This window comes from Mariniphaga anaerophila, from assembly GCF_900129025.1.
Classification (GTDB): Bacteria; Bacteroidota; Bacteroidia; order Bacteroidales; family Prolixibacteraceae; genus Mariniphaga; species Mariniphaga anaerophila.
Map to the genome: position 1 here is coordinate 538,319 of NZ_FQUM01000003.1, position 19,061 is coordinate 557,379.

Sequence of the window (19,061 nt, forward strand, 5' to 3'; positions counted from 1 at the left end):
GTCAGGTTCATTTTAATAAAAGCACAAAGCCGCAAATCGCTTGGAGTAAGAACAGGAAATTGCGCTTTTAACCTTTTGAAAAATTCTTCATGCACTTCATCAAAATAGGTCTCAAAAATCTGTGATTGCTGCCTGGAATCGATCTCTTTTTTTATACGTTTTTTCAGGCTCAGGATTTTTGTTTTGGCCGCCGCACTATTAATGATGTCGTGAATACCATTGAGTTCTTCGTTCACTTTGGTCAGAAATCTGTTCTTTTTAATGATACCCATGGTTTGGTTGGCCAGCTCTTTATCCCGGTGTTTCATTTCCGAACGAAGCTTGTCGTTGCGCAGCTCAACAATCTTCTTCTCGGCAATCAGCGATTCGCGATGAAACTGTTCTTCCCTGGTTTGCATTTCCTGTTCGTGCCGCAATTCTTCTTTTCGCTTCGACCGGTCAATGCGAAAAAGAATGTACCTGACAACGAAGAATGCCAACAGGGAAACTATCAAAACATAAATAAAATAGGCAAGTGCCGACCTGTGCCAGGGAGGTAGTATTGAAAACGAAAAGGTTGAAACATCGCTTTCTACCCCATAAATATTTTTGGCTTTTAGTTGAAATTGATAGTCGCCTTCGCGCAGGTTTGTAAAATCAACATACAACTCGTCAGACCACGCCGACCACTCGTCAGAAAAGCCATCCAGATAATAACTGAATTTTAGCGGCGTGCTGTTGGCAAAAAACGGCGATGCAAAATCGAACCGAAGTATGTTTTTCCGAAACGGAAATTCGTATTCAAGTTTCTGCTCTTTCACCCTGTGATAAACTACCGAATCGATATAAGGCAATTCGATTTTGAAAATGTACGATTGAAACGGTTTGTTATACGAGCGGGTGAGGCTGGGCGAGTAGTGCACAAAACCATCTTCGAGGCCGAAAAAAACATTCTCCTCATCGTACGGATATATGAACTCGAACGCATTTACAAACAAACCTCTTAAGCTGCTAAACGGAGCGGTAATTTTCGTGTAGGTTAAATCCTCATTTTGCCGGGTTACTCCCGTTTCCAGATCAGAAAGATACCAGATGTTTCCTTTTCCGTCTTCACTCACTGTTTTCAGTTTTCCGCAGTCACCAAAAAGCGCTTCCAGTTCGTCGGTAGGTACAAAGTTGTTGGTTTCGTAGTCAAATTTGTAAATGCCTTTATCGGTAGAAACATAGAGTTTTTTGTTCAGTCGTAATAAAATATTCCCTGCATCAGACGGCAACCCCTGCTTAGTAGTATAATGCTGCAGCACGGAGACGCTGTCCAGATTTTCGTTTAACGCCAACCGGTAAATGCCTTTCCCGCCATGCCCAATCCAAATGTATCCCTGCTCATCTTGATACAGGTAGCGGCTCGACTCATCAAAACCTTTGACGGCCTTAACATATTTCCACCCGCCGTTTTCTTTTTTCAAAAGAACAAGGCCCTGGTAGTGCCCGCCAAGCAGGTATTCCTTTTTATTGTTGAGTTCAATATATTTCCACGCCCCTTCCTTTTCGCTGATTTTGAACGCAGAATTTCCTTCAACATTAAAAGTCCCCTGGTTGTGTCCGCAAATCAGTTGATTGTCGAAAACATCGAGAGACCACACCTGTCCGGCTGTGTTTTTAACCAGTTCGAAAGAAGGATTTTCGTTGTTCCCCGACAGCGGAGAAACATACAAACCCTGGTTGGTGCCCAGGTACAGGTTTCCGTTAAACACCCGGCAGGTATAACCGGAACCGATATTTCTTCCACCAATAAAACTCAGCGGTAAACTCAGCTCCACTAAATCGATGCCGTTATCGAGCCCTAACCACAAATCCTCATCCCGATCCACAAAACACGATAGTACTGTGTTGTTCTGAATTCCACGATGTGTGTTTAACGCTTTTACAACGTTGCCGTTTTTATCGGAAATAACTACCCCGTTCAGTATGGTACCAAAAGCGTAATAATCTCCGGATAAAGCTGTTGCGCAATAGAGCCGGTTCTTAATTACAAACTCATTTACCGGCGACTTCCACTGCCGGATTCCCTTTTCATCGGCGAAAAACAAGCCTTCGGTTTCAGTGCCAATCAGCAGTTTCCCGGTATCGGCACGAAGCACTGCGCGAATGTCCCTGCGCGTAATTTCCTTCAGATCCAACGACTGAACTAAATTCTGCCCTTGCAGTTCAAAAAAACCGACCTCGTTATCCTGCACAAAAAGTGTTTCTCCAACTTTAAAAGAGTTGTAAAAACTGTTCTGTGCCGCAATAACATTTATCTGCCTTCCATTATAAACGAACAGGTATTTGTAACACTGAAAAACGATTCCGTCCGTTGTTTCGTGAATTTGCCATATATCATCGAAATTCTGAATGTCGGCAGGAAGCAGATTTTTCAAACTAACAAAACGGGAAGCACGGGGATCCTCGCGCTCCAGTACTCCAAAATCGTTAATTGTACCAACATACAAATTGTTTTTACTGTCGCAAAAAACACTTCGCACCGGCGAAACAGGAGAAACCGGAATTAAATTCCAACTAACACCGTCGAAACGCAAAATTCCGTCGTTGTTGGCAAAATACATAAACCCCCGACTGTCCTGGGTTATGGACCAATTCTGGGTTCCTGCATTGTATTCCGATTTTGTGTAATTGTAAATCCGGGGAGTACCGATGTCCTTCACTCCTGCAAAACATAAAAAAGGAAAAAACAAAAAGAAAGTAATAAGTGTCCTTTGCATATTCTTCGCTTTTGCCTGTTAAAGTTAAATTATAAAATCAGAAGGAACAAATAACAAGCGGGCTTGCAACCTGCAACATCGTTCCACTCAAATATTTCTCAAAAAAAATTCACAAGTGCGCAAGTTTTTAAAAAGTTTGGTGTCAAATAACCTTTTTGGGTAGTTGTAAAGTTCTTTTTCAATTTTCGACAAATATTAAATAATGAACATTTTCTCAATAAAATACTTTAATGTCTTTTATAATGAAGTGCTATTTTTACTAATTTTAAACGTTATTTCTTAATTAATCAGAATGAATAGATTATACCTTATTTTAATAATTTCCATCCTTTCTTTCTATCCGGCTACGGCACAAGACAATAAGCTAACGATAGAAGAAGCTGTTCAATTTGCGTTGGAGAAAAACGCAAAAATACAGCAGATGAGGGCTATCTTAAAACAAAAAGAAAATAGCTGGAGATCGGAAACCGGAATATCCGCGCCCGAAATCAGCTACTTTAAAGAAGGCATTGGAAATGGTCCGGGCGATGCTTTTGATGAAAAAAGATTTTCTGTTTCGCAGGAATTTGATTTTCCGGTTACTGCCGCCTACCGTTTAAAAGGCCTGTCAGAAGAGGCAGGAGCGATGAAGCTGGAACTTGACGCCGTTGAAAAAGAAGTTACAGCAGAAATAAAAAGCTACTACGTTGAGGTGCTTTATGCAATATCGTTGCAAAAGTCGAGGAAAAACCAATTAGCCCTTGCCGAAGATTTATACAATGCGGTGTACACCAAATATGAAACAGGGATGGCAAACGGCATTGATTTGGCCAACGCCGAATTGCGGCTCGATGAAGCCAAGAATGGCCTTGACCAAAGCGAATGGATTTTACACAAAGCCCGCTACGGTTTGTTTTACAACATGGGTCTTCCGGAAGAGCAGCAGTTGTACTCCATCACTTTTTCCGACACATTAATGGCTTCCGACATTCGAATTTCGCAAATACAGACGCTGTTAACCCAAAAAGACCATCCCCGGCTACTGGCAACCGAGCACGAAATAAAATCGACCGAGTACTTTTTAAAAGAAGCCAGAAGCAATATTTTGCCGGATATCCGCTTAAACCTGTACAAGCAAAACCTTGGCGACGGCTATAACTTCAGAGGGTTTGAAGTTGGCCTGCAAATTCCAATCTGGTATCCTTTCGAACAGAAAGGAAAAATCAACCAGGCCCTGGCAAAAAAAGAAGAGATTGTTTGGAAACAAAAAGAAGTAGGCCTCGAAATTAAACGCCAGATAGAATATGCCTGGCACAATTACGATGTAAGCCGAAACATTATAAACCGGTACAATGAAACCATGAAAAGCAAAGCAACGCAGTTGCGCGATTTAAGCCTCAGGGCATATCAACTGGGCGAAATTGATCTGTTAAACCTGTTAACTGCACAACAAACTTTTCTCGACAGTGAATTGCGGTATTTAACCGCTTTGCGCGATTATTACCTTCAGCTGGTGTCTTTGGAGAAATACCTCGGACAAGAGCTTGTTTACTAAAAAACAATAATTTATATATGAAATGAGCATGAGGATGGAATTCAGACCCGGAGCAACAATAGAAGGCTCATCGAATTCCGTCTGTTCCCATAAAAAACTTAAAAAAATAACAGATGAAACGCATTTTAATACCAATCTACCTGGTTACTTTCTTTATAGCATTTTCGTGTGCTGAAAAGAAAGAAAATAAAGTGGCTCCAACAGTTAAACCTACCGAGTTGCCGCCATCACTAAAAACGGAGAGCAAAGTTTCGGTAGTGAAACTAACCAGCCAGCAACAAAAAGACTTAGCAGTGCAAACCATAACAGTGGCAAGCAACCTGGTTAACCACATAATTACTGCACCCGGTGTTGTTTTTCCCGCGCCGGAACATGCCAGCATTATTAGTGCTCCAATTGCCGGGCAAATCAGGGAAATAAATAAATACGAAGGGAACTGGGTACAAAAAGGCGAAGTACTGTTCCACATTCAAAGCCTTGAATACGGAACCCTGGTTTCGGAGTACCTTCAGGCTTATGCCGAAGAGGAGTTTCAGACAAACCGGCTAAAACGAATGGAACAGTTGGTAAAAGAAACCATCAGCTCGGTGAGCGAGCTGGAACGTGCTACCGCTGAATATCAGCGGGCATCTGCCTCTTCCAGGGCCGCATATTCAAAACTAAAAGCACTGGGTGTGCTCGACGAAGAAATTGAAGCGCTCGTAAGCAGCGACGATATTGACCCGGTACTTCATGTCCACTCCCCCATTTCGGGAATGGTCGAAAAAAACTTTGTAGAATTAGGCCAGTCGGTAAATGCACTCGAGAATTTATCGCGTGTGCTCGACACTCGCATTGTGATGGTAAAAGGATACGTTTCTCCTGACGATGCCCGTCTTATTAACACGGGAGACTCGGTAAAAATAATGAGAAGGGAAGAAAAATTCGGGACAACCGTTTCTGCAACCATTTCATCAATAAACCCGGGGGTAGATGAAAACAGCAGATCGGTAATTGTAAATATGCTCATCCCGACAACAGCCGAATGGCCACGCCCGGGAGAAAATGTGCGTTTGGCAATTGTGTCTTCTTCGCCAAGAAAAACCATTGCCATTCCTGTTGAATCACTTTCGTACGATGGCAACCAGCCTATTGTATTTGTAGAAAAAGAAGCCGGGGTATTTGAAAAAAGACCGATTGTTATTTCTGAAATCGGAGTCCAAAATGTTTTTGTTGAAAGTGGATTGTACGATGGTGAGCAGGTTGCTTCATCCAAGGTATTCAGTCTGAAAGCTCTTTCGCGGTATGATGTTATGGCTGAAGAATAAACGAACAACTGAAAAGAATTTTTTATGCTTAAAAATATAATCACATTTAGTGTCAGACAAAAATTTGTAGCCCTTGCCCTGGTCGTTTTAATGGCTGTGGGAGGATACTTTTCGCTGATGCAACTGCCAATAAATTCGCTGCCCGATGTAACACCGGTGCAGGTTCTGGTAATCACCAAGGCAGGAAGATTTTCGCCTTTCGACGTTGAAAAACTGGTGAGTTACCCCATCGAAACAGCCATGAACGGGTTACCCGACGTGGCACAGGTGCGTTCCATTTCTCAATTCGGACTGTCGGCCGTTACCGTTGAATTTGACGAAGGCACCGATATCTATTTTGCACGACAAATGGTCAGCCAGCGGCTTCAGTCCATTACCGATGAATTGCCGCCCGATGTTTCCAACCCGCAACTGGGGCCTATTTCTACGGCGCTGGGCGAAATTTACCAGTATGTTGTCAGGGGCGAAAACTATTCGCTTACAGAACTGCGGGAAATTCAGGACTGGCTTATTGCCCCTCAACTTAAAATTGTAAAAGGTGTAACTGAAATCAACTCATTTGGTGGTTTCGTAAAACAATACGATGTTATAATCCAGCCGGGCAGGCTTCGTACATTTGGCATCGGAATTTCAGAAGTGCTCGACGCCATTGCTAACAACAACAGCGTTTCGGGAGGAAACTACATCGAACATAATAAAGAACAGTACATCATCAGGGGATTCGGACAAATTAACACCCGCGAAGACATTGGGAATATTGTTGTAACAAATGTAGCAAATAAACCTGTTTTCATTCGCGATATTGCCACGGTTGAAATCGGAACACAAATAAGGCAGGGTGGCGTGACCCAGGATGGCAAAGGCGAAGTGGTAACAGGGATTGTAATGATGCTGCGCGGCGGAAACGGAAGAGAAGTGATTTCCGGTATTGAAGAAAAAATTGAATCCATAAATGCGAGTTTGCCGGACGGTGTGCAAATTGAAAAATTTTACGACCAGTCGGATCTGATTTCGCGAACAACAGCTACCATTTCTACAAACCTGATTGAAGGTGGTATGCTGGTAATTGTGATTCTGCTGCTCATGCTGGGTGAAATATCAGGAGCGCTTATTGTTGCCATGGTTATACCGCTTTCTATGTTATTTGCCTTTATCGGAATGCGGGAATTTGGGCTGGCTGCCAACCTGATGAGCCTCGGTGCCATCGACTTTGGAATGGTGGTGGATGGCTCGGTTGTTATGGTAGAAAACATTGTACACCGCCTTCAGAACGACAAAAGTGCTGACAAAACTGAAGTAATAAAAAAAGCAGCCCAGCAGGTTGTGCGCCCCATATTTTTCGGGGTACTGATAATTTTAATGGTTTACGTACCTATAATGACTTTCAGCGGAATGGAAGGAATTATGTACCGCCCGATGGCCATTACAGTTGCAGCTGCTGTGTTTGGCTCGTTGTTGCTTGCACTGATATTTGTTCCGGCAATTTCGGCTATAATTTTCCGAAAAGGCGTTAAGGTGCGAAAAAACAAACTCATTAACTGGCTGCGGCCCCGGTACACCAATTCGCTGGAAAAATATCTGGATCGCAGGTGGCTGGTGGTTTCAGTCGCTGTTGTTATTTTTGGCGCTTCGGTTTTTCTAATGTCAAAACTTGGAACCGAGTTTCTGCCAGAGCTGGACGAAGGGTCTATTTTGGTGGAACAGGTGAGAATGCCGTCGGTAACATTGGATCAATCCATTGAAAATGCCAACTGGCTGGCCGGAATGCTCGTTCAGAATATTCCTGAAATAAAAACCGTTGTGCCAAAAACCGGGCGTTCCGACCTGGCAAACGACTGGATGGGAGTTCATCAGACCGATGTTTGGGTTGTTTTAAAACCCGAAAAAGAATGGAGAGAGGGAGTTACAAAACAAGACATTATCGACCAGATAGAACCATACCTGCAAACAGAACCCGGACTGGTTTACAACTTTACGCAACCAATTGCCATGCGGGTAGACGAATTAACAAGCGGCGTAAAATCAGATTTGGCAGTAAAAATTTATGGCGAAGATCTGGATGTTTTAACTAAAATCGGCGAAAATATTTCATCGCTTTTGCCTTCGTTACCCGGCACAAACAATTTTTACGTAGAACAAACAGTTGGGCAACCGTACCTTACAATAGACATCAACAGAGAGGCAGTTGCGTCGTTCGGGCTTAACGTAAATGATGTACAAAAGGTAATTGAAGCAGGAATAGGCGGAGGTGTTGCCGGTGTGCTTTACGAAGGGCAACGCAGTTTCGAAATCGTCGTCCGCTACCCTGAAAACGTGCGTGACGAGTTGTACAAAATTCAGGAGGTTCCGGTGCATTTGCCCGGGGGCGATTTTGTTCCCCTAAAGCGTGTTGCCAACATCGAACTTCAGGAAGGGCCTCGTGAAATTCAGCGTGAAAACGGCTGGAGAAGGCTCATTGTTGCCATCAATATAAAAGATATTGACCTGGGTTCATACGTTTCAAACCTGGAGAAAAAAATCAGGGAGGAAGCAGAAATTCCAGCCGGTTATTTTATTGACTACGGAGGTACTTTTGAAAACCAACGCCGCGCCATGCGTCATTTATTACTGGTTGTTCCGCTTTCAATTTTTATAATCATCGGCCTGCTCTACCTCAACTTCGGCAAAATGAAGTATGCAATTCTGATTTTGCTGAACCTGCCGTTTGCCCTTTCAGGAGGTGTTTTCCTGTTGTGGCTGCGAGGCATGTACCTGTCCGTTTCGGCAAGTATTGGTTTTGTCGCCCTGTTTGGTGTGGCGGTGCTAAACGGAATTGTGCTGATCGACCACATCAACGAAATTCGGAAAACCAACAATCTCGATTTGAGAACAGCAATTCTGGATGGTGCCGCCGACAGGTTGCGCCCGGTACTAATGACCGCTTTGGTTGCCAGCCTCGGATTCATTCCCATGGCTTTCAACAGCGGCCCCGGCTCTGAAGTTCAACGGCCGTTAGCCACTGTGGTAATTGGAGGGTTAATTACTTCAACAATGCTAACGCTAATGGTTTTACCTAACATTTACTACTGGATGGAAGGCAGAAAAGAGCGAAAAGCAGCAAAACGCAACAAGTAAAAATCATTCAAAAAACTGATTGTTTCTTTATTGAAATCAGCAAAAACAGAATTTTAAAAACATAAAAAACCTTCTCTGCAACTTTGCAGAGAAGGTTGAAACAATTAAAGCAACTTATCCATTAAAAGCTAATAATCACATCTCTTTTACCTTCTTCCCGAACTTCTTGATGACGAACTTCTCGAACGGGTTCCCGATTCAGAAGAACGGCTTCGACTGCCTGAATTACTTCTGTTTACCGAAGAGCCAGACGACCTTGATGAGCTTCGTGAACTGTTGACTTTCGGTGTTGACCGGGGCTTGGAAGACGACCTGTTAGTTACAGTTGAAGACGACTTTTGCCGGGTACTAACACTGGGGCGTATAGAAGAGCTTTTCAGCTCCCGCCCTGAAGATGTCGAATTTACTCTGTTTGAACTATTTGTTCTTTGCCTTACCGTAGAACTTTTGTTGGAAGATGACGGCCTGGTTACTGTTGTACTCCGCGGAGTGCTGCTAGATGAACTGCGGGTGGCTGTTCTGGTGCTGCGCGTTCCAGAAGAGTTCTGAACTCTTCCTGAACTTTGCGTTGTGGTTGACTTCCGGGTTGAAACAGCCCTTTGACCTGCGGAAGCCCCGGTAGTCGAACGCCGTTCAACAGAACTGCGGTTGTTGCTTCCAGACCGTCGAACAGTTGTGGAACCCGAAGAACGCACTCTGCTTACAGAAGAACTTTTTACCGCATTTGAATTTCTTGAACTTCTTCTTGCTATCACCTCTCCTTTCCTTCTTAAATCGGGGCGGGAGTATGTTGTTCTGTACTTCCCTGAGTTAATGTTCACATTAATTCTGGGAGAATAGGTTCTGATGTTTGTATAGTAGTAGTTTTTATACCGGGGATGCCTGTAGTGATTCCAATGGCGGTAGTGCGCATAATAGTGATGATGCCAGTGGTTGTGGTATCCGTAGTAAGTATGCCAGTAGAACGGGCGCCACGGGTTCCAGTACACGGGATAATATCCCCAACGCCACGAAGAGTGCCAGACTACATACGACGGCAAGAAAATAGACCTTATCAACGGCCAGGTGGCAACTTCGTAAACCGTAGTATGCACTACTTTTGTTTTTGGTGTATGTACAACATTCCCCATATAGCCCGGGTTGGGCGTTTCGCCGGCGTCTGCATACATTGGCTCAATAATGTAGTCTTTACCGTAGAGCATTTCGTCGCCTACTAACTGAATCTGAACGGAACCATTTCTAAAACGCTGAACTGAAAACACCGCTATATCCTGGGTTTCGTATTGATCCAAAGCCGTGCGAAGTACAATGGTATGTACATTCCCGTCGACATAATCAAACACCATAATGTAATCAACCAGATTATCTCCGTTCAAATCAAGGTTGTTAATCATCGAATTTTCATCATTAAGATTTCGCTCAAAACCTTCAAGGGTCTCCGACTCCTGAAAAAGTTTCATTACCGCATAGAGATTTAGGTTATCACCTGGCAATCCCGAATAAGTTTGTGCCCCGGCTATGCTCCAGCCTGCTACCAGCAGTGCGATGATTGATGTAATTATTAAATTTTTCATGGCTTTAAATTTTAAAAAGAACCAAGTCTTCAATCTCAATAACGCAAAACCCGTACCAATATGATTTTGCCAGGCAAAACAACGATTAACAGCGGCCACTTCTAACACTCCATCTTACCACGAAAAAAAAGAGACGGCGCTTAAAGAGCACCGTCCCAATCCTTTTATTGTCAAGTTTCAAAAGCAAAAATCTTGTTACTTCATGAAAGGAAATTTTTCTGAAAATCCTCCCAAACTTCCGGGTCTAATTCGGCCAGAACATTATCGGTCAGCTCTCCCCCATCCTGAAGCACAACATGGTTGTATGCCAACATTTTTGAATTTGCCGAGGTCGCCAAAAAATCTTTCAAACGCACAAACTCATCGTCTAACCACTCTTTAAATTGGTCGGCCATAAACATAAACCGGGTTTCTCTTAGCCAGTTAGCGGGTTCAACCTGATACACCCAGCCATCAGAATAAGGAGACCGATTCAGTTTTTCGGGGCATGTCAACAACTCTTCGTTGTATTGTTTTATGCTGCCGGATATCGGTGAAAATATTTCCAACTGTTTTCCTTCTCTTACAATGGAAAATATTTTTTCGCCTTTTCTGACCTTTTCGCCCGGAGCTTTCATTTTCACCTGAGTAAGGGTACCGGTAATGTGCTGCAAAAAATCATTTATGCCAATTTTTACCTGCCCGTCTTTTTCCATAAAAGCCCAGGTGTAGGTTTTGTCGTAAAACAAACCACCCGGAGCCTCAACCGAATTCACATTCAGCGCCTGAGGAACTTCGATCTCTTCGTTGAGAACGCTTGTATTTTGTTTTCTTAGAAAATAAATAATGGCAAGTGCCAGCATAACAGCTACTGCGGCAAACAGGAAAATTGTTCCGGAAGGAAGTCCGGGGGAAGAACCGGCGGGAGCTGGTCCGGAAACAGGTTTTGTAAGAGCCAGCATCCCAGAAGCTTTCTCCCTTCCGGACAAATTACTGAAACCCTGCGCTCCCAGCAACTCCTGCCCGTCGTTAATCACCCAGTTTAAAAATTCCAAAGCAGCGTTATTTTGCGGCTGCCCCGACGAAAAAGCGTAAATATCGGCGCACAATTCCCGTGGGTACTTCCCAACCCAGGCCCCGCGAATTAACGCCTGCGGACTGCCAAAAATATTTTCGAAGCCGTCTATTTTTCCATTTTCATTTTTATCCACAGGCAAAATAGCAATCTGCCCTGCGAATGAATTCATTTCAGAATTAAGTACATCTGCCAACCTGCAAAAACCTACTGCATATTTATCATTTTGCACCTTTGAGACAAGTTCTGAAACAGGTACTAAAACAGACAATTCAGAGCCTCCGCGCTCTACTCCGGCAAACCCTAACAACCTGGCAACAACAGGTTCAGAGTCCGCAATAAAAACGCGAATTGGTGTTTTTGTTGCACCGTCAAAGATGGTTGTCCAATCAGCTTTTTGAGAAAGCATTTTGCCAATCGTTTTTGAAGTAACGCCCTGTGCCTTTAATGCATTAACCCAGGGATTTTCCGCATTGAATACCGGCACAATAATATCGTGGCCCACAACTATTTTCCAGGAAGGGTCGCTTTCTGAAACCCCGGAGGAAAAACAGATTTGATCATCGGACATGCGCAAACCGTCAGACATTTCTGCCACGTTGATTTTCGCGTCGGGATTACTTTCTTCAAAACCGGAAATCCAATATTTCACAAGTTCCACCGTTTCCGGCGAGCTGTATACCTGAGCAGCCATTTCATTATTGCCCAGCGCCTGCTCCCGGGATTCATTATCAGTCCCTTCTGCCCGAACCAAGAAAGGGATGACTAACAAGATAAGCAATGACGATAAAATTGTTTTCATGATATTGATGTTAAGTTTTTTAATAATTTTACTAAAACACTGAAAAACAAAGCATTAACAAATACGCTATTAATAATCCAAATAGAGTGCCACAAAAAAAATCAATCAAAATCTACTAATAATCAACAAGTTAAGCACATTCCTTTCAATATCGCAAAAACACCGAATTGCTGAATTATTAAACACTTAAACAAGCAACACTTGTTTATACATTGAAAATCAAACGAATACCTATCATGTAAGTATTATTTACAGTGTTTAATATTTCTACAATCAAATTCAAATAATCAGGCTTTTCTTGATTTAAATGCCAAAAAAAAGATTCAGTTCTTCAAAAAAAGTATGTTCGACACCTTTTTAATAAATCGATTCGATTTTCTTACTACACAAAAAAAGTTTGTTAATTTGTCTCCTGTTCACAAAAAATACTCAGAACAGATTTATCAAAAGGAAACAACATACACAATGAATAAAAATAAACCTGCAATAATTGGAATGGGCAATGCCCTGGTTGACGTAATTAACATTCTTGAAAACGACACTATTCTGGACGATTTCGGACTGCCAAGAGGAAGCATGACTCTTGTTGATGCAGAGCTTTCGCGAAAAATTTATGAAGCCACACAATCCAACAAACGCCAAATTACTACCGGAGGATCTGCGGCCAACACAATACACACACTGGCAAAACTAGGCACAAAGTGTGGGTACATCGGAAAAATTGGGGAAGACGAACTGGGCACTTCATTTAAAGAAGAATTTGAGCAACACCGGATTACGACATTTCTATTTCCGAGCGAGAAGGAAACCGGCAGAGTAATGGCGCTGGTAAGTCCGGATTCGGAACGTACCATGGCTACTTACCTGGGAGCAGCGGCAGACATGCAACCCGACGAATTATCGGCAGAAATATTTCAGGGTTTTACCATTTTGTACATTGAAGGTTACCTGGTGCAAGACCACGCGCTTATTGAATCTGCGGTGGATTTGGCGCGCAGCGAAGGATTGAAGGTAGCGATTGACCTTTCGAGTTTTAATGTTGTTGAACAAAACCTCGACTTTCTGAAAAAGCTCATTGCCGAAAAGGTGGACATTGTTTTTGCCAACGAAGAAGAAGCGCGGGCTTTTACAGGCAAACAACCGGAAGAGGCGTTAACAGAAATAGCCGCGCTGTGCGAACTGGCCGTGGTAAAAACAGGGAAAGAAGGTTCACTCATTCAACGGGGAAGTGAAAAGTGCAACGTTGGAATCATTCGGGCAACTGCCATTGATACCACGGGAGCCGGAGACAACTACGCAGCAGGATTTTTTTACGGTATGGCTAAAGGATTGCCACTTGAAAAATGCGGGCAAATTGCAGCGCTGGTTTCCGGGAAAGTAGTTGAAGTGATGGGCGCAAAAATCCCGGAAAGCAAATGGGACGAAATTCTTAAAACGGTAAAGGAATTGGAAGCCTAAAATAAACCGTGAATCTGGGCATCGATTTTATCAATAATCGAGCTCAGATCTTCAGGATTTGAAGTAAAATCCAGATCATCTACACTTATTATCAACAGTTTGCCAAGTCGGTAATTGGTTATCCATTTTTCGTACCGCTCGTTTAGCTGTTTCAGGTAATCGAGGCGAATGGAGTTTTCGTATTCCCGTCCCCGTTTCTGAATCTGATTTACCAGCGTTGGGACAGATGCCCTGAGATAAATCAGCAGATCGGGCTGTTGAATAAGGCTCACCATCAAATCGAACAGCGTTTTGTAATTCTTAAAATCGCGGGTACTCATCAGCCCCATGGCATGCAGGTTAGGCGCAAAAATCTCCGCGTCTTCGTATATTGTACGGTCCTGAATAATGGTTTTCCCCGACTTCCGAATGTCAATAATCTGCTTAAACCGGGAGTTCAAAAAGAAAATCTGCAGATTGAACGACCACCGCTGCATATCGTTATAAAAATCATTCAGATAAGGATTTTCATCTACGTCTTCGTAATGAGGAGTCCAACTGTAATGCTTTGCCAACAACTCTGTTAGCGTGGTTTTTCCGGCTCCGATATTTCCTGCGATGGCTATGTGCATAATTTTCTTCTTAATTATTGAATGCTGAAAATAAAGATTATTTCTTTAATAAACTCAATAGTTCATCAAGGTATTTCCGATCATTTGACAGACGCGGAATTTTATTTTGCCCGCCAACTTTTCCCCGGTTTTTCATCCATTGGTAGAAAGTGCCTTTGGGCGCAACTTCCAGGTGAAGCATTTCCAGGGTAATACTTTTGTGTCTTTTGGCCTCGTAGTCAGAATTCAGTTGCTGCAACCTTTCGTCCAGCAACAGGGCAAACCGATTAACGTCAGCAGGCTCTTTTTCAAACTCAATAACCCACTGGTGAGCGCCTTTCTGGTTATCGCCCATAAATATAGGGCCGGCTGTGTATTCGCTCACAATCGCACCGGTTTTTTCACAGGCTGTTTTTAACGCATTTTCTGCATTATCAACAATAACTTCCTCGCCAAACGCATTGATAAAATGTTTGGTGCGGCCGGTAATTTTCAACCGATACGGATTTTTAGAAACAAACTGTACGGTGTCTCCGATTATGTAACGCCACAAACCGGCATTGGTAGATATAACCAACGCATAATTCTCGTTCAGTTCCACCTCTTCCAACGTGAGCACTGACGGGTTTTCCGAACCAAACTCACTCATGGGAATAAACTCGTAATACACACCGTAATCCAACATCAGCATCATGTCGCGACGGGAAGGGTCGTCCTGAATGGCAAAAAAACCTTCCGATGCATTGTATGTTTCCATGTAATGCATTTTTTCAGATGGAATAAGTTTCTGATACTGTTCACGGTAAGGCTCAAAATTGACGCCACCGTGCGTAAACACTTCCAGGTTTGGCCACACTTCCAGAATATTGTTTTTTCCGGTTTTCTCCAGTATTCTTTTCAGCAAAACCAGATACCACGAAGGAACTCCGGCAAACGATGTAACATTCTGGTCAAGCGACGTTTCAATTATCCGCTCCACTTTCTCTTCAAACTCCTCTATCAATGCAATTTCGGCCGGAGGAATCCGCATTAGATCAGTCCAGAACGGAACATTTTCAATCAGAATAGCAGATAAATCGCCATAATAAGAATTATTGGCGAAGTTATTAATGCTGTGGCTGCCGCCCAAAGTCAGCGTCTTCCCAAAAAGTACTTTTGTTTCAGGGTAATTTTTGATGTAGATGGCAAAAACATCTTTTGGCCCGCGCAAATGACAATCTTCCAGAGCTTCTTTTGTAACGGGGATGAATTTACTTTTTTCGCTTGTCGTTCCAGATGACTTGGCAAACCATTTTACTTCTCCCGGCCAGAGCAAGTCGGTTTCGCCCTGCCGTAACCGTTCAACCCACGGTTTAATATCTTCGTAGGTTTGCAGCGGCACAGCGCGCTGAAAATCTGCGACCGAATTAATTTTATCGTACCTGAATTTTTCGCCCCAGGCCGTATTTCGCGCCCGGCGCAATAAATTAAACAGAGTTTCGTGCTGAATATCAAACGGGTGTTCGCGGTAAAGCTGTATTTGGTAATTCCTTTTAAAATTAATCCAATTTATTACTGAATTAAGTAATGCCATTGTAGTCTTTAAATATTAACACCCAAAGTTAGAAATTATTTGCAAGGGTAATGCAATTGCATTTTTGAGACACCTACTTATTTAATATAATTCTGAAGGTGGTTCCTTTCCCAAGCTCTGACCATTTAATAAAGATTTTTCCCTGGTGATAATTTTCGACAATACGTTTTGCCAGAGACAAACCTAATCCCCACCCTCTTTTTTTGGTAGAAAATCCCGGTTGAAATATGGTTTTAAACTGCGATTTCTGCACGCCTTTGCCGGTGTCGGTAACATCAATAACCACCGTATTTTCTTTTTCTTTTAACGCCAGCGTAATTTTTCCGTGATTATCCATGGCATCAATGGCATTTTTGCAGAGATTTTCGATTACCCACGAAAAAAGCGCAGCATTAAGCGGAATCAAATGAAGTTCTTCGGATGAAAAAGCAGTTTCAAATTTCACCCTGTCAGACGAGCGGGTTTTCAAATAGCTCACAGCAGAGGTGAGCACTTCCACAATATTAGTCGGAATCAATTCGGGTTTCGAACCAATTTTTGAAAAGCGTTCTGCAATTTTTTCCAGGCGCAACGTATCTTTTTCAAACTCCGCCACAAGCGATTGGTCAACCTCCTGAAGTTTCAGAATTTCAATCCATGCCATTAACGACGAGATAGGAGTACCTAACTGGTGAGCAGTTTCCTTTGACATACCAACCCAAACCTGATTCTGCTCGGCCCGTTGCGTTGCAATAAATGCCGAATAGGCCGCAATAATAAAAACAACAATAACAATTAACTGAACCAGCGGATAATAACGCAGGTTCCTCAGAATACTGGATTCCCGGTAGTAGAGCAAAAGATAATCGCCGTCTTCTTCCGACAAATCTATCCGGATGGGATCTGAATGAGCTTTCATTTTCTCCAGTTCCTTTTTCAGCACATGCTCTTTTCGCCCTTCACTGAAATTGATGTTGGCGTTGTAATTAAAACTTCCGTCGGGTTCCACAATCAGAACCGGAATGGTTGTATTTTGTCCGAGTATTGACTGGATAAGCGTGAGGTAAGCCGTGTTCAGTTGTTCTACGCCGGCCTGATTTCCATTTTGAATACCAGATTCGGCCATTCGTTTGGTTGCCTCGGCCCACAATTCAACTTTCTTCCGTTCTTCGTTGGCCATTTTCCCCGAAAGCCAGTTGGTAAACAACAACGACACCACTCCAATTATTACTGCCACAAGCAACAGCAATATTTTTCCACGTTTTCTTTTAAGGTAAATATCCAAGGTAAGACTTTTAGTTTATAGTTCAGAAAACGAAAGGACTAAACAAATATTATCTAGTTTTCAACTAAATCTCGTGCAGCGCTAACAATCCCTTCCTTATCAATTCCGCAAACCTTATACAATTCTTTTAACGCCCCGTGTTCGATAAACCGGTCGGGAACACCCAATATTTTAACCTGCGACGAGAATCCGTTTTCGGCCATAAACTCAAGCACTGCGCTACCAAAACCACCCTTAATAACACCGTCTTCCACGGTTAATATTTTCCGGTACTTTTTGAAAACCGATCTTAACAAATCTTCATCCAGAGGTTTCACAAAACGAAGGTCGAAATGTGCCGCAGAAATGTTCTCATCAGCCAGCATTTTAATTGCGTCCTGTGCAAAAATTCCGGATTTTCCGATAGTAAGAATGGCCAAATCAGTTCCTTCGGACAACTGCCTTCCTTTGCCAATTTCAATTTTCTCGAACGGCCTTCTCCAGTCAGGCACATTTCCACACCCGCGAGGGTAACGAATAGAAATTGGTTGTTTCAGCTCTCCCAGTTGGGCAGTGTACATCAAATTCCTCAAATCAGGCTCGTCCATTGGTGCGCAAACAATCATGTTAGGCACCGTGCGCATGTATGCAATATCGAATACACCATGGTGCGTGGGGCCGTCTTCTCCTACCAGCCCGCCCCGGTCGAGACAAAAAATTACAGGCAAACTCTGAATAGCCACGTCGTGAATAACCTGATCGTAGGCTCGCTGCATAAAGGTGGAGTAGATGTTACAAAACGGAACCATTCCCTGCGTTGCAAGCCCGGCGGCAAAAGTTACTGCATGTTGTTCTGCAATGCCAACATCGAAAGCCCGATCAGGCATTTTTGCTATCATCAGGTTCATGGAACATCCCGACGGCATTGCCGGAGTAATTCCCACAATTTTTTTATTTTTTTCGGCCAGTTCAACCAGCGTTTCACCAAAAACATTCTGAAACTTATGCGCGTTGTCAACCTGGCACCCCGAAGTATAAATCTCCCCGGTTTCTTTATTAAACAGCCCGGGAGCATGGAACTTGGTCTGATTTTTTTCGGCCTGCAAAAAACCCTTTCCTTTTTTAGTGACTACATGCAGTAATTTTGGCCCTGATATTTTTTTTAGATCTTGTAAAGCCTTTGCCAGATACTTTACATCATGCCCGTCAATTGGCCCAAAATACCTGAAGTCAAAAGCTTCAAAAAGGTTATTTTCTTTCAGCAGAATATTTTTCAGCGCATGCTGATTTTTCTGAATAAACTTCCGGGTTTTCTCTCCAAATCCGTCAAGTTTTCCCAATCCTTCCCAAACTTCCTTTTTTACCTTATTATAGGTTTGCGACTTGGAAATATTTAAAAGATACTGGCCAATTACCCCTGAATTAGGATCGATGGCCATGTTATTATCATTTAAAATTACCAGCAGATTTGCTTTTGTAGCTCCCGCGTTATTCAGCGCTTCAAACGCCATACCTCCGGTCATGGCACCATCGCCAATTATTGCAACAACATTTCGGTCTTTCTCTTCTTTCAGCCCCGAAGCAATAGCCATTCCCAACGCCGCAGAAATAGAGGTAGAAGAGTGTCCTACGCCAAAAGCATCGTATTCGCTTTCATCACGTTTGGGAAATCCGCTGAGCCCGTTAAACTTTCTGTTAGTGTCAAAAGCTTCCCGGCGCCCGGTTAAAATTTTATGCCCATACGCCTGGTGTCCAACGTCCCAAACCAACAAATCGTATGGTGTATTATATACGTAATGCAAAGCCACGGTAAGTTCTACAACACCCAGGCTCGCACCAAAATGCCCCGGATTTGTAGAAACTGCATCAATAATAAACTCACGGAGTTCTTTACAAACTTCTGGAAGTTCTTCTGTTGACAGTTTTTTTAAATCAGCCGGGCTATTTATCTTATCAAGCAACGTTTCCTTAACTTTAACCATTTCTCGCGAAAATATTTTCAAAGATACAACAAATCGGGTACTCAGTATTGTTCAAAAATTTGTTGGGGAACTCAGATTTGTTATCAAAC

Annotated in this window: 10 protein-coding genes and 1 pseudogene; 4 read left to right on the plus strand and 7 right to left on the minus strand. The window is 42.9% G+C overall.

Features of this window, described 5'->3' with window-relative positions:
* Positions 1–551: 551 nt before the first annotated feature.
* Positions 552–2,741: pseudogene (locus BUB08_RS08290) on the minus strand (ligand-binding sensor domain-containing protein); the annotation flags it as partial.
* Between the two features lie 292 nt (positions 2,742–3,033).
* Here BUB08_RS08290 and BUB08_RS08295 point away from each other — a divergent pair.
* From BUB08_RS08295 to BUB08_RS08305, 3 genes are all read left to right on the plus strand, one after another.
* Positions 3,034–4,275: a TolC family protein gene (locus tag BUB08_RS08295; protein ID WP_073000673.1), complete on the plus strand. Its 1,242-nt coding sequence runs from the start codon at positions 3,034–3,036 to the stop codon at positions 4,273–4,275.
* Between the two features lie 113 nt (positions 4,276–4,388).
* The gene (locus BUB08_RS08300) at positions 4,389–5,582 is read left to right on the plus strand and encodes an efflux RND transporter periplasmic adaptor subunit (RefSeq protein WP_073000676.1); all 1,194 of its coding nucleotides are present in this window, start codon (positions 4,389–4,391) and stop codon (positions 5,580–5,582) included.
* Positions 5,583–5,606: 24 nt separating this feature from the next.
* The gene (locus BUB08_RS08305) at positions 5,607–8,696 is read left to right on the plus strand and encodes an efflux RND transporter permease subunit (RefSeq protein ID WP_073000679.1); all 3,090 of its coding nucleotides are present in this window, start codon (positions 5,607–5,609) and stop codon (positions 8,694–8,696) included.
* 146 nt (positions 8,697–8,842) lie between these two features.
* Here the strand turns inward: BUB08_RS08305 and BUB08_RS08310 are convergent, their stop codons facing one another.
* Complete coding sequence (locus BUB08_RS08310) at positions 8,843–10,270, minus strand: hypothetical protein (RefSeq protein ID WP_139249647.1); 1,428 nt, start codon at positions 10,268–10,270, stop codon at positions 8,843–8,845.
* 200 nt (positions 10,271–10,470) lie between these two features.
* Positions 10,471–12,126 (minus strand): hypothetical protein, encoded by a 1,656-nt coding sequence (locus BUB08_RS08315; protein ID WP_083570654.1) that lies wholly within the window; start codon positions 12,124–12,126, stop codon positions 10,471–10,473.
* Positions 12,127–12,591: 465 nt separating this feature from the next.
* Between BUB08_RS08315 and BUB08_RS08320 the strand changes: the two genes are divergently transcribed.
* A complete protein-coding gene (locus BUB08_RS08320; protein WP_073000900.1) occupies positions 12,592–13,584 on the plus strand; it encodes an adenosine kinase in 993 nt (330 codons plus the stop codon).
* Here the strand turns inward: BUB08_RS08320 and BUB08_RS08325 are convergent.
* The 4 genes from BUB08_RS08325 to dxs form a co-directional block, all read right to left on the minus strand.
* Positions 13,581–14,195 carry a deoxynucleoside kinase gene (locus BUB08_RS08325; RefSeq protein ID WP_073000689.1) on the minus strand — a complete coding sequence of 205 codons (615 nt, stop codon included), beginning with the start codon at positions 14,193–14,195 and terminating at the stop codon, positions 13,581–13,583. The two genes, BUB08_RS08320 and BUB08_RS08325, sit on opposite strands and share 4 nt — an antisense overlap.
* 37 nt (positions 14,196–14,232) lie before the next feature.
* Positions 14,233–15,747 (minus strand): GH3 auxin-responsive promoter family protein, encoded by a 1,515-nt coding sequence (locus BUB08_RS08330; protein ID WP_073000691.1) that lies wholly within the window; start codon positions 15,745–15,747, stop codon positions 14,233–14,235.
* 73 nt (positions 15,748–15,820) lie between these two features.
* Complete coding sequence (locus BUB08_RS08335) at positions 15,821–17,011, minus strand: sensor histidine kinase (protein WP_073000694.1); 1,191 nt, start codon at positions 17,009–17,011, stop codon at positions 15,821–15,823.
* A gap of 53 nt (positions 17,012–17,064) precedes the next feature.
* Entirely contained in the window at positions 17,065–18,972 is a 1,908-nt protein-coding gene (gene dxs / locus BUB08_RS08340; protein ID WP_073000697.1) for a 1-deoxy-D-xylulose-5-phosphate synthase, read from the minus strand.
* Positions 18,973–19,061 lie beyond the last annotated feature (89 nt).